The organism is Flavobacterium sp. MDT1-60 (genome assembly GCF_014844035.1).
Lineage (GTDB): Bacteria > Bacteroidota > Bacteroidia > Flavobacteriales > Flavobacteriaceae > Flavobacterium.
Genome location: NZ_CP062159.1, coordinates 164,995 through 178,196, shown reverse-complemented (window position 1 = coordinate 178,196; position 13,202 = coordinate 164,995). Strand labels below are relative to the sequence as shown.

Genomic DNA, 13,202 nt, shown 5'->3' with positions numbered 1-13,202 from the left:
GTTTCAGGTTTAATCAATACATTTTACTTTATGAATAGATTTAGGGCTCTTGTTGTTGTCTTGCTTATGGTTTCGTTTAAAAGTTTCGCTTGTTTGAATGGTGAAACCAAGATTCTTAAGAATGGTGCTTATGTTTATATTGATCACAGAGGACTCGTTCCGCATGGGCATCATTTTTCTACAAGTGAATTCCCTGAGATGATAAAACAGCTTGATAGCTTATACAAAAAGACAAATGATATAGATTATTTGTCTGATAAAGGATATGTTTTAATTGTTCAAAAAAAGCATGACGAAGCATTAAAATTGTATTTGAACATTGAAAAAATTAAGCCTAATCGATATTCAACGGCCTCAAATCTTGGAACTCTTTACGAGTTAATGGGAGAAAATCAAAAAGCATATAATTGGATTAAAAAAGCTATCGAAATAAATCCAGAATCGCACAATGGTTCTGAATGGCTTCATTTGAAAATATTAGAAGCGAAAATCAAAAATTTACCTAATGTTTCCGGGCAGTTTTTAATCAATACAAATTTCGGAACTACAGGCGTTCCTGAAACCAAATTATCGAAAGAAGACATTGATAAACTTGTAAATGAAGTCTATTTTCAGGTAAACGAACGAATGTCTTTTATAGAACCAAAAGATAAAATTATTTCGATTTTACTTTTCGAATTGGGAAATCTTGTACAATTAAAAGGAGAACATGAAAATGCGCTTCAAATTTATAGGACTGCAAGAGAATATGGTTTTGACGGCGATTTAATTGTTGCAAGAATGATTATTAGTGCCCAAGGTAAAGGAGAATATTATCGAAAAAAAACAATAGAGTTTGGCACTAAACTTAGTATTTTAAGAGAAACTAAAAAAGGAATTGATTTAGATTATGTTTATCAAATCGAAACGAGTTTAATCGTTTTATCTGTAATTTGTATACTATTATTAGCGGCTTTAATTGTGTTTTTCTTACGATGGAGGAAATTTAAAAAGGTTATTTCAGCTTCTTAAATTCTTCATTTTTAGCATACAAAAAATCCATTGTAGCCAGAACATTTGGATTTTCTAAAAGTGTTTTCGATTTTGGATCAGCATCGCAAAATTGCAGGAAAAGCTCTTTTTCTTCAGAATTTAATTTTAAATCTTTTGCAAAGAAATCTGCTGGACATGTTGTGTTAATTAATTGTCTAAAATCAATTTTGGGAATTTCTTTTTTTGGTTTTTCTTTTTCTTTTTGAAACAAATCTAAAATTGTTGAGCCAACTTTTTTGATGTTTAACTCGTTTTTAACGGATCCGTTTTGTACAAAAGTGTAACCACTAAGATCTTTGAGTTGTTTATCTATTATAATTTCACCGATAGCTTCTGCATCATAGCTTACTTTTGGCAATTGCATTTTGGCAATTAAAACTTCATCCAGTTCTTCCGCTTTTAGAATCATATTTACAACAATATTGTTGGTTTCAATTTCTTTGGAAGTGATTTTTAATTTTGTAAATAGATAGTCTTTTGCGAAAAAAATTAAACTGTCCTGTGCTTTTACCGAAATCGTGAATTCTCCTAAAGTATTTGTTCTTGTACTTGTTTGCGCCGTTTTATTAATAACTTCAACATCTTTAAGAACAAGATTTTGAGAAACAACTTTTCCGTGAAGTAATTTTTCTGTTTGAGAAATAGAAAGCTGGTAAGTGAAAAAAGAAATTGTGGTAAGTAATTTTACTTTCATCTAAGGATATTTAGTTGATAGTAAAATTATTAGAATTGTCTTAACGAAAACTTACAGAATCTGTAAATTCTTGTTAATTCGTTTTTTTAGTATTCAGTCGCGATTGCAGTTTTCAGTCTCAGTCTCAGTTTTCAGTCACAATACAACTGAAAACTGAGACTGAAAACTTTTAAAGTATTTCAATTAAATCTGCGGGATTATTGATTACTAATTTAGCACCACTGGCAATCAATTCCTCTTCAGTTCGATAACCCCATGAAACACCAAGCGGAAACATATTAGCATTCGTTGCCGTTAACATATCAATATCTGAATCGCCTATGAAGATGATTTCTTCTGTTTTTAAATTCCAGTTTTTGCTTATTTCTATTGCTTCAAACGGATTTGGTTTTTTAAGGGCTTCGGTACTTAAACCAACGGCGGTATTAAAATAATCCGGGAATATTTCGGATGCTATTTTTTTAGTAAGTTCGTCTGCTTTGTTAGAGAAAACGGCCAATTTGATATCTCTTGAAACTAAATCATCCAGCAATTCAACAATACCTGCGTAAGGCTTTGTTTTCAGCGTACAAATTTTACGATATTCAGTAATCATATTTTGAAAACAAACTTCGATTTCATTCTCCGAATTGTTTGATGCAGGCAATGCTTTGCTTACCAGATTTCGCAATCCGCTTCCAATAAAATATTGATAAGCTTCATAAGTATGTGTTGGGTAGTTTAGATCAGTGAGCACGGTATTCATGGCGTCTGAAATGTCTTCTAATGAGTTGACTAAGGTTCCGTCTAAATCAAAAATAATTCCTTTGTATTTCATTCCTATTAAATATTATTGGCTAAAATAAATCCGCTTGTCCAGGCATTTTGAAAGTTAAAACCTCCTGTAATGGCGTCGATATTTACAATTTCTCCGGCAAAATAAAGATTTTGATGCAATTTGCTTTCCATGGTTTTAAAGTTGATTTCTTTTAAATCAATTCCACCCGCAGTAACGAATTCCTCTTTAAAAGTACTTTTTCCGTTGACCTGGAATTTTGCTTTTGTCAATTGAGCAGCCAAATTTTGTAATTGTATTTTAGATAAATCAGCCCATTTTGTTTCCGCTTCAATTTCAGAAGCTAAAACCAAACTTTCCCATAAACGATTCGGAAAATCGAAAGGAGATTTTTTAGAAACTGATTTTTTAGCGTGTTCCTGTTTTAAGTCTTTGAGGATTTTTTCGGCATCTTCAGTGTCGACATCGTTTAACCAATTCACATAAATCGTAAACTGATAATTCTTATCGTGCAAAATGCGCGCCCCCCAGGCCGAAAGTTTTAAAATAACAGGACCGCTCATTCCCCAATGTGTGATTAACAAAGGTCCGGTTGATTCTAGTTTGGTATCTTTTACAGTAACAGTAACTTGTGCTGCAACACCAGGCAATTCTTTAATTCGTGGATCTTTGATGTTGAAAGTAAATAGGGAAGGGACAGGACTTACAATCGCATGTCCTTTCTCCTGAAGCATTTCCCAAATTTTAGGATTGCTTCCGGTTGCCAGAACTAATTTTTCGGCAATAAATTTATCGTTTTGTGTGTCGATTTTCCAATGATTTTCTGCTTTGTAAATCGATTGTACACTTTGTCCTGTCAACACTTTGATGCCTAATTTTTCGGTTGCTTTTAGGAAACAATCGATTATCGTTTGAGAAGAATTTGAAACGGGAAACATCCTTCCATCGTCTTCAATTTTTAGTTCAACGCCATGTTTCTCGAACCATTCTATAGTATCTCCGGAACAGAATTGATGAAAAGGTCCGCGAAGTTCTTTTTCGCCACGCGGATAAAATTTGACCAATTCATTCGGTTCAAAACAAGCGTGAGTTACGTTGCATCGTCCTCCACCGGAAACGCGGACTTTAGAAAGTACTTCTTTTCCTCTTTCTAAAATGGCAATTTTTAGTTTCGGATTTTTCTCTGCGATATTTATCGCTGTAAAAAAACCTGCAGCGCCTCCGCCAACAATTAGGATGTCGAAATTTTGAATCATATTTTTTGGTTAGCCACGAATTTTACGAATTGGCACTAATTTTTTCTGCCACAGATTTCACAGATTAGAAGGATTTAAAATCTGTGAAATCTGTGGCTATATTTTTTATATTTTATCAGGAAAATCAGTGATGATTCCGTCAACTTTATAGTTTTTTATTTTTTGAATATCTTCTTCAATGTTTACTGTCCATGGCAAAACCAGAAATCCTTTTTCTTTTATTTCCTGAGTATTTTCCAAATTCAATAAATGATAATAGGGATTAATGGCCTTTGCTTTTATTGTTTCGGCGAAAGCCAAAGCTAAATTCAAATTTGTTTCGGTTAATACGCCAATCGGAATATTTTGATTTAAATCATGAACATGTTGCAAGGCATTCCAATCAAAACTAGAGACAATAAAATGATCGTATTTCCAATTTTTCTCTGAAACATATTCTTCAATTAAAGAAACAACTTTAGGGAAAGTATCGAAATTTTTCAACTCGATATTGATCAGGCATTTTTTGTCTACGAGATCAAAAACTTCTTTTAAAGTTGGAATTTCATGCTTTTCAGCAATCAAAAATGATTTTAATTCGGGCAAAGATAAGGTATTTACAAAACCTTTTCCGTTGGTCATTTTATCGATGGTTTCGTCGTGAATTACGATTATATGTCCGTCAGCACTTAAGTGAACGTCGAGTTCGATTCCATCAGCATTTAAGTCTAATGCTTTTTGAAAAGCCTGTAAGGTGTTTTCAGGTTCGTATCCTTTGGCACCACGATGTGCAATCTTTAGCATGTCTATAGAGTTTAACCGCAAAGGTCGCAAAGTTTTACGCAAAGGTCGCAAGGAATTTATAAAAATTAAATGGCCACGAATTCACGAATTATTTTTTGACAATCTTTGAAGATTTAAATTCGTGAATTCGTGGCTAAAAAACTTTGCGAACCTAGCGTAAAACTTTGCGCTCTTTGCGGTTAAGTACGTTCCAATAAAACGACATCGAAATCACTATCAATGGTAACTTTTCCATCGATAACTTCGACGTTTTGATCTGAATAAGCGTCTCTTAATTTTGTTCCGTTTTCGAAGATAGAATTTACAGGAATTTCTTTTTTGGCTTTTGGTAAATCTAAACCAATAACGACTTTATCTTCGAAAGCTCCTTTAGAGAAAGTTCTGGAGAAAACATAAGGTTCTGAACTAATTTGCTGATGAATTCCGGCGCCAATTGCAGGATGGTTTTTTCTGAATTGTCCTAATTTCTGCCAATGCAAAAGTGTTTTTTTTGTTTCCTGATTGTTCAGAATATCATCCCAGTTCATGTTGGAACGTAAAGTTGCATCGCCGTTAGTGCCTTCCACAACTAAAGATCTTCCGGATTCATCACCATAATAAACTTGTGACATTCCAGGAGATAATAATAATTTGGTTCCGGCTTCGATGCTTTTTGTTCTGTTCGCATCAAACGGCTGCCCATCGTCGTGAGAAGACATATAATTGAGGACAGAATATCCTTTTAATTCGTTGTTTAAAGCATTCGAATATTTCGAAAATAAACCTTCATAATTGTTTTGGGCCGAGTTCCATTTGAATTCAAAATTAATCATGCTGTTGAATCCGTTTTGGAAATAATTTACTTTTCTATCTCCAAAATCATAATCCTGACCACCGCTGATTCCGTAGCCATAAACTTCAGCAATCGTATAAAATGGGTTTTGATCTAAAACTTGTAACGGATGATGTTTCTTCCAGGTTTCGAAAGCATAATCACATTCCTTTTTAAAATCGGCCCAAACATCTTCGTTGGTATGTTTTACGGTATCAGCTCTGTACCCGTCAATTCCGAATTCAACTATATAATCTGTCAGCCATTTTATGATGTAATATTTTGGTGTTCTTGGATAATTGGTTCGTTTGAAAAATTCATCCAATGAAGCCATTTCTTTTTCATAACGGTTTTCTTTTTTCCATTTTTCAATCAAAAAAGGAGGGAGTTGAACTTCCTGCGTACTTTCTGTTCGTACATCCGGAAGATTATCGACTAAAGTACACATTGTTGTATTTTCAAACGATTTGTAATCGCAAACGACTCCGGTTCTAACCCAGTCAGCAGGCCAAACGGGATCTTCGGGAGTTACGGGGCCGGTATGGTTGATAACGCCGTCGAGAATAATTCGGATACCCTTTTCATGGGCTTTTTGAACCAATTTTGCCAAATCTTCTTTTGTTCCGAAATTCGGATCTAAAGCCGTCCAGTCTCTCGCCCAATAACCATGAAATCCATAACTAAGACCCGTTCCTTCATCAACACCATCATGAATTTGCTCTACAATCGGCGTAAGCCAAATGGCATTTATTCCCAATCGCTCAAAATAACCAGATTCGATTTTTTTTGTAATTCCAATAATATCTCCGCCTTCAAATCCGCGTAGTTTTGCAGGTGTTTTGGTTCTGTTGAAATTTAAATCGTTTGCCGTATTTCCATTATAAAAACGATCGGTAAGTAAAAAGTAAACATTAGCTCCTTCCCAGACGAAAGGTGTTTTTGAAGTATTTTCGTTATTCATTGAAACTGATTTTGAGCCAGAACAACTCGTGATTAAGAATACTAAAGATAAAAAAAGGAAAGTGTATTTTTTCATTATTTAGGAATATTTTAGATGCATTGTGTTGAAAAAATAAGCCACAGATTACAAGATTAAAATGATTTTTTCTTTTGCCACGAATTTCACAAATTTTCACAAATTTAAATCTGATGAATTAATTCGTGGAAATTTGTGAAATTGCTTCGCCAGTTGGCTTTCGCTCGTGTCGTGGCAAACAAATCTGTGTAAATCCTACAATCTGTGGCTAAAAAACTTTGCGGAGACGCACTGCTGTGCGCCTCTACGATAAAATTTATGTAATATCTATTCCAATTCTAAAACCAGAGCTGATTTTGGTTCCAATGTAATTTCAGTAGCTAAATCGAATGTTTTTCCAGTCAAAACATCTTTTCCTGATTTAAAGTTTTTGATATTTTCTTTAAAACGATTTGTCTTCACAGTTTGTGCTTTTGCATTGTTATTAAAAACGACCATAACCGTTTTCACATCATTATATCTGAAATAAACATACGTGTTGTTTTCCGGAATATAGTGCGTCATTTTCCCCGTATGAATAGCTTCATTAGATTTTCTCCAATTGAATAATTTTGAAGTAAAATCAAAATATTGTGCTTGTTGAGCTGTTCTTCCTGCTGCGGTTAATGCATTGTTTTTATCGCCATCCCATCCGCCAGGAAAATCCTGACGAATATCTGCGTCGCCTTTACTTTTTTCGCCACCCATTCCAATTTCTGAACCGTAATAAACTTGTGGAATTCCACGAACTGTAGCCAATAAAGTCATCGCCAGTTTATATTTTGGAAAATCGTATTTAAAGTTATCGTTCATACGATCAGTGTCATGATTTTCGGCAAAAACTAAAATGTTATTTGTATTTGGATATAAATAATCCATTGCAAAATTGTTATAGAATTTAATTAACCCGCTGTCCCAGTTTGGTTCGTCTTCGTTGAAAGCAGAAGTAACCTGACTTTGAAGCGTAAAATCCATTACACTTGGTAAATTCGAATTGTAGTTTTCGATCGCACCAATTTTACTGTCTTTTTGCCAATAGGCTAAATTCGCCTGATTGTGCATCCAGATTTCACCAACAATATTAAAATTAGGATATTCATTCGTAATTGATTTTGCCCAATTGGCCATTGCCGTTTGGTCAGAGTAATTATAAGTATCGACTCTAAACCCATCAAGATTAGCAAATTCTATCCACCAGATGGCATTTTGAGTTAAGTATTTAGCCACTAAAGGATTTCTTAAATTCAAGTCTGGCATAGAAGGTACAAACCAGCCATCAACACAAACTTCCTGATCTATTTTTGAAGCATGAATATCTGTAATTACCTCACGTCTGTGGTGTGTTTGCGTGAAATTTTCAAATTGATTGAACCAGGTTTTGGTTGGTATGTCTTTCATCATCCAGTGGGTAATTCCCCAGTGATTCGTAACATAATCCATTACCAGTTTCATATTTTTCTTATGCAATTCTGATGATAAACGAACGTAATCTTCGTTCGTTCCGTAACGAGGATCTATTTTGTAAACGTCAGACTGTGCATATCCATGATATGAATGTTGTTTGTCGTTGTCTTCGCATAAAGGCGTGTTCCAGATTGTAGTTGCACCTAAAGACGAAATATAATCTAAGTTTTTGATAATTCCTTCGATATCTCCACCATGACGCCCGGCCGGTTCCTGACGATTTCCTTTTTCAGTTAAAGAAGCATTGCTGTCATTTTTCGGATTTCCGTTAACAAAACGATCCGGCATAATTAGGTAAATCAGGTCTGAAGAATCGTAGCTTTTTCGGTCAGCCGAATTGGCTCTTCTTTCTTTAAGGGAGTATTTTTGAGTAAAGGCAACTTTGTTGTTGGTTTTAAAAGAGAAAACCAATTCAGAAGCTTTGATATTTTGTGTTTCAATCGTAACAAAAAGATAGTTTGGGTTTTCTGTTTTTTCGACATTTTTAATCACCACATTATTAGAAACCGAAGCTTCATATTGTGCGATATTTTTTCCGTAAAACATAATCTGCAATTCCGAATTTTTCATTCCGGCGTACCAAAATGGTGGTTCTACTTTCTGGATTTGCGCTTTCGCGGAAGCAGAAAATATTAGGATGAATAGGAGTATTATGTAGAATATGTGGTTGGTTTGGAATGATTTTTTTTGGATGTTCATAATATCTGGATGTAATTATCTTCATTGTCAGTTCGAGCGGAGTCGAGAACTTTTGCGGCATCTCGACTCCGCTCGATGTGACAAAAAAGATGTTATTAAAAAAAAGACAAGCAATCCTGGGGGAGATTACTTGCCTTTAAGAAATTATTTGGTTTCAATTATGCTGATTGCATAACCTCCGCCAGGAGCAGATAACTGCGATAATTTTGATTTATTTGTTACAGCAATTTTCTTGATAGTATAAGCTTGCGGATTTGTTTTGTAATGCGCATCTTTTGCATCAGCATAAATGGTTGCGGTGTATTTTTTTCCTTTTTCAAGGAAACTGAAATCGATGTTTGAGGTACGGGAATTGTCTCCGTTTACGTTTCCAACAAACCAATTGTTTGTTCCTTTTGCTTTACGGGCAACAGTAATAAAATCACCAGGTTCAGCTTCGATATATTTACTTTCAGACCAATCTACAGCCACATCTTTAATGAATTGGAAAGCATCTGGAAAACGGTTGTAATTATCCGGAGTATCTGCCGCCATTTGCAACGGGCTATACATCGTAACGTATAATGCTAATTGATTACAGATTGTACTGTTTACATGCGATTTGTTATCCGGATTCATTTTGCTAATATCCATTTCGAAGATTCCAGGAGTGTAATCCATTGGACCTCCAATTAAACGAGTAAAAGGTAAAACTGTAACGTGATTTGGTTTAGAACCGCCAAAAGCCTGGTATTCTGTTCCTCTTGCTGCTTCGTTTCCAATTAAGTTTGGGTATGTTCTGCAAATTCCGGTTGGGCGAACAGCTTCGTGCGCGTTTACCATAATTTTATAATCTGCTGCTTTTTCGATTGCGTATTGATAGTGGTTTACAATCCATTGATCGTAATGATTTTCACCACGAGGCAAAATATCTCCAACATAACCGCTTTTTACAGCATCGTATCCGTTGTCTTTCATGAATTGGTACGCTTTATCCATATGGCGCTCGTAGTTACGAACAGAACCAGAAGTTTCATGATGCATGATAATTTTGATTCCTTTAGATTTTGCGTATTCGTGCAAACCTTTTACATCAAAATCAGGGTAAGGCGTAAGGAAATCAAAAACATAATCTTTTGAATGTCCAAACCAATCTTCCCAGCCTTCGTTCCAACCTTCAACTAAAACTGCGTCGAAACCATTTGCAGCAGCAAAATCAATGTATTTTTTTACGTTAGCATTGTTTGCTCCGTGTGTTCCGCTTGGTTTTGCTTTTGAGAAATCAGAAACGCCCAATTGTACTGTTGGAAAATCATTTGTGTAAGACCAGGAACTTTTTCCTGTAATCATTTCCCACCAAACACCAACGTATTTTACTGGTTTAATCCAGGAAGTATCATCAATTTTTGATGGATCATTTAAGTTTAATGTCATTTTTGAAGCTAAGATTTCTCTCGCGTCATCACTAACCATAATTGTTCTCCACGGCGAATGGCCTGGCGCCTGAATATAACCTTTATCTCCTTTTGCATCTGGTGTTAACCAAGATTCAAAAATCATATTTTTATCATCTAAATTCAAATGCATACAAGAATAATTGATCAAAGCTGCTTCGTGCAGGTTGATGTAGATTCCGTCATTCGTTTTTAACATCAAAGAAGTCTGAACTCCTGTTGGAGAAAAGTTCTTTTGCGAAACGTTTGCGGTATATGCTTTTTGAGATAGACCTCTAATTTCAGATAATTTCGATTTTGTATAATCGTATTCCTGTGTATCATAATCTCCCGGAATCCAAAATGCTGTGTGGTCACCCGCCATTGCAAATTGTGTTCTTTCTTCTTTAATTATGAAATAAGTAAGATTCTTTTGAGTTGGGAATTCATATCTAAATCCAAGTCCGTCTTCAAACAAACGGAAACGAATTACGATTTGTCTGTCCGTTCCTTTTTGATTTAGCGTAACAGCCAATTCGTTATAATGATTTCTGATGTTATCCACTTCTCCCCAAACTGGTTTCCATGATTCATCAAAAGTGGTTGTTTTTGTATCAACAACAGTAAAGTCATTCAATAAAGATTTTTTATCATCTTTAAGTTCAAGGCCTAATTTACTTGTTTTTACTACATCTTTGTTTTTGTATTTCAAGCTGTAAGTTGGAGTTCCGTCATTTTGAAGCGAAAATTCCATTACGAACTTTCCTTCGGGTGATTTTAATTGCTGTGCTTTTGCAATTGAGCAGAAAGCAAGCAAGACTAAACTTGCGAAAAATAAGTTTTTCATGTTTTTTATTTTTAAGGTATTAATCAATTTGTACAAATTTACTTGCGATTTCGGGTTTTCCATTGACCACAATTGTTAAATCCTGATCGCCGTCTACGGTAAAAGTTGTTTCATTGTGATTTACAGCTACTTTCAGAATTTGATTTCTGAAATTAATTTTAAACGAATAGCCTTTCCATTCTTTTGGAATTTTTGGAGCAAAATGAAGCTGGTCATTTTTAACACGCATTCCTCCAAAACCTTCTACAATACTCATCCAGGTTCCGGCCATCGAAGTAATGTGACAACCTTCTTCTACTTCTTTATTATAATCATCCAAATCCAGACGAGAAGTTCTTAAATAGAATGTATAAGCCATATCCATTTTATCTAAATGTGCAGCCTGAATTGAGTGAACACAAGGCGAAAGCGAACTTTCGTGAACCGTAAACGATTCATAAAAATCGAAATTGCGTTCTAATTCTTCTTTAGAAAAATGATCTTCGAAGAAGTAGAAACATTGTAAAACATCGGCTTGTTTGATATAAGGAGAACGTAAAACGCGATCCCATGACCATTTTTGATTGATTGGTCTTTGTGAACGATCTAAATCTTTTACCGGAACTAAATCTTTGTCTAAGAAACCGTCTTGCTGTAAATAAATACCCAATTCTTTTGAAGTTGGAAAATACATATTGTTAGCTACTTTTTTCCATTCCTGAATTTCATTCGCCGAAAGGCTTACTTTTTCCAAGATACGTTTGTGATCTGCAGGATATTCTAAACCAACTTTAGAAATTTGTTCCGATGCGTAATCGATACACCATTTTGCAATATAATTAGTATAAAAATTATTGTTGATGTTATTCTCATATTCATTTGGACCCGTAACGCCCAAAATCACGTATTGATTTTTTTCTTTAGAGAAAGAAGCTCTTTGGTGCCAGAAACGTGCAATCCCAATTAAAACTTCTAAACCTTTCTCAGGAATATAAGAGTAATCTCCCGTGTAACGATAGTAGTTGAAAATCGCAAAAGCAATCGCACCATTTCTGTGAATTTCCTCATGCGTGATTTCCCATTCGTTGTGGCATTCTTCACCATTCATGGTAACCATTGGATACAGCGCTGCTCCATTTTTGAATCCTAAATTGTCCTTCGCATTTTCAATCGCTTTATCCAATTGATTGAAACGGTATGTCAATAAGTTTCTCGCAACCTGCTGATCTTTTGTCGCCATGTAAAACGGAATACAATAGGCTTCAGTGTCCCAATAAGTAGATCCGCCGTATTTTTCTCCGGTAAAACCTTTTGGCCCAATGTTCAATCGGCTGTCTTTTCCTAAATACGTTTGATTTAATTGGAAAATGTTGAAACGAATTCCCTGTTGTGCTTTTACGTCGCCATCAATTGTAATATCTGACATTTCCCAGATTTTACTCCAGGCGTCAATTTGATTTTGAAGTAAAGTATTATATCCTAAATTAACGGCAGCTTTAATTGTTTTTTCGGCTGCAGCCAAAGTATTTTCGTGATTTAAAGAAACCGTATAACCACCAATTTTTTGAATGGATGAGGTTTGCCCTTTTGCGATAATGGTTCCGTAAGTAAACTGAATTTTATCAGAAGTGGAGTCGATTGTTGAAGGCGAAATGTTTACGTTTTCTCCGTTTGCAAAAATTGTATTGTGCATGAAAGTCGTAACCTTAAAATGCGTTTTAAAAGTCTGCGCCGTTACAAAAGCCTCGTTTGCCCCTTTTTTTACTTCAAGGGGTTCCCAGAATTTTTCTTCCCAGTTGGCATCTTCATTCGTAACACCTGCATCAATATATGGTTTGTAAACAATTTTGGCATCTTTGTTTAAAGGCGTAATTTCATATTTGATAATTCCGGCTTCATCCAAATCCAAAGAAAGAAAACGGCGAATATTTACGGCAATTTCAGTTCCGTTTTTTAATGTCGCTTCAAAAGAACGATTGTACCATCCTTCTTTCATATTCAATTCTCTACGGAAGTTTTTCACCTCTGTACAAGTATTTAAATCTAAGTTTTCTTCGTTGATTTTAACGTCAATTCCAATCCAGTTTGGAGCGTTTAATACTTTCGCAAAATATTTTGGATAGCCGTTTTTCCACCAGCCCACTTTCGTTTTGTCCGGATAATAAATTCCGGCGATATAACTTCCCTGAAAAGTTTCGCCAGAGTAAGTTTCTTCAAAATTGGCACGTTGTCCCATAGCACCGTTTCCGATACTGAAAAGACTCTCAGACGATTTTACTCTTTCAACATCAAATCCTTCTTCTATGATGGACCAATTGTCTGGTTTTATATAATCTTGATTCATTTTTTAAATTAGATAATTTTTAAATTAGATAATTCGTCAATTAGATAATTAGATAATTTGCATTTAGGAAATTATCTAATTGCCTCATTGG

9 protein-coding genes are annotated in these 13,202 nt (G+C 34.9%); 1 reads left to right on the top strand and 8 read right to left on the bottom strand.

All coding sequences use genetic code 11. The annotated features are described in order from the left end of the window. The first annotated feature begins 30 nt into the window (after positions 1-30). The gene (locus IHE43_RS00710; RefSeq protein WP_192186221.1) at positions 31-1,011 is read left to right on the top strand and encodes a tetratricopeptide repeat protein; all 981 of its coding nucleotides are present in this window, start codon (positions 31-33) and stop codon (positions 1,009-1,011) included. Here IHE43_RS00710 and IHE43_RS00705 read toward each other — a convergent pair. The 8 genes from IHE43_RS00705 to IHE43_RS00670 all read right to left on the bottom strand — a co-directional run bounded on the left by IHE43_RS00705 (position 995) and on the right by IHE43_RS00670 (position 13,111). Continuing rightward, entirely contained in the window at positions 995-1,726 is a 732-nt protein-coding gene (locus tag IHE43_RS00705; RefSeq protein ID WP_192186220.1) for a hypothetical protein, read from the bottom strand. The genes IHE43_RS00710 and IHE43_RS00705 overlap by 17 nt on opposite strands. A 169-nt stretch (positions 1,727-1,895) precedes the next feature. Further along, on the bottom strand, positions 1,896-2,543 hold the full coding sequence (locus IHE43_RS00700; protein WP_192186219.1) for an HAD family hydrolase: 648 nt from the start codon (positions 2,541-2,543) through the stop codon (positions 1,896-1,898). 5 nt (positions 2,544-2,548) lie between these two features. Then, complete coding sequence (locus IHE43_RS00695) at positions 2,549-3,757, bottom strand: NAD(P)/FAD-dependent oxidoreductase (protein ID WP_192186218.1); 1,209 nt, start codon at positions 3,755-3,757, stop codon at positions 2,549-2,551. A 105-nt stretch (positions 3,758-3,862) separates the two neighbouring features. Then, a complete protein-coding gene (locus IHE43_RS00690) occupies positions 3,863-4,540 on the bottom strand; it encodes a glycerophosphodiester phosphodiesterase family protein (RefSeq protein ID WP_192186217.1) in 678 nt (225 codons plus the stop codon). 179 nt (positions 4,541-4,719) lie between these two features. Next, entirely contained in the window at positions 4,720-6,387 is a 1,668-nt protein-coding gene (locus tag IHE43_RS00685; RefSeq protein WP_192186216.1) for an alpha-amylase family glycosyl hydrolase, read from the bottom strand. A gap of 267 nt (positions 6,388-6,654) precedes the next feature. Further along, positions 6,655-8,529, bottom strand: coding sequence for a glycoside hydrolase family 13 protein (locus IHE43_RS00680; protein WP_192186215.1), 1,875 nt, complete (start codon positions 8,527-8,529; stop codon positions 6,655-6,657). A 144-nt stretch (positions 8,530-8,673) separates the two neighbouring features. After that, entirely contained in the window at positions 8,674-10,788 is a 2,115-nt protein-coding gene (locus IHE43_RS00675) for a glycoside hydrolase family 97 protein (protein ID WP_192186214.1), read from the bottom strand. Positions 10,789-10,807: 19 nt separating this feature from the next. Beyond that, positions 10,808-13,111: a glycoside hydrolase family 65 protein gene (locus IHE43_RS00670; RefSeq protein ID WP_192186213.1), complete on the bottom strand. Its 2,304-nt coding sequence runs from the start codon at positions 13,109-13,111 to the stop codon at positions 10,808-10,810. Positions 13,112-13,202 lie beyond the last annotated feature (91 nt).

Bases quoted from the DNA above. Each gene is read 5' to 3' on its own strand.
- IHE43_RS00700 (WP_192186219.1), bottom strand. From the start codon at position 2,543: ATGAAATACAAAGGAATTATTTTTGATTTAGACGGAACCTTAGTCAAC.
- IHE43_RS00685 (WP_192186216.1), bottom strand. From the start codon at position 6,387: ATGAAAAAATACACTTTCCTTTTTTTATCTTTAGTATTCTTAATCACG.
- IHE43_RS00675 (WP_192186214.1), bottom strand. From the start codon at position 10,788: ATGAAAAACTTATTTTTCGCAAGTTTAGTCTTGCTTGCTTTCTGCTCA.
- IHE43_RS00695 (WP_192186218.1), bottom strand. From the start codon at position 3,757: ATGATTCAAAATTTCGACATCCTAATTGTTGGCGGAGGCGCTGCAGGT.
- IHE43_RS00710 (WP_192186221.1), top strand. From the start codon at position 31: ATGAATAGATTTAGGGCTCTTGTTGTTGTCTTGCTTATGGTTTCGTTT.
- IHE43_RS00680 (WP_192186215.1), bottom strand. From the start codon at position 8,529: ATGAACATCCAAAAAAAATCATTCCAAACCAACCACATATTCTACATA.
- IHE43_RS00690 (WP_192186217.1), bottom strand. From the start codon at position 4,540: ATGCTAAAGATTGCACATCGTGGTGCCAAAGGATACGAACCTGAAAAC.
- IHE43_RS00705 (WP_192186220.1), bottom strand. From the start codon at position 1,726: ATGAAAGTAAAATTACTTACCACAATTTCTTTTTTCACTTACCAGCTT.
- IHE43_RS00670 (WP_192186213.1), bottom strand. From the start codon at position 13,111: ATGAATCAAGATTATATAAAACCAGACAATTGGTCCATCATAGAAGAA.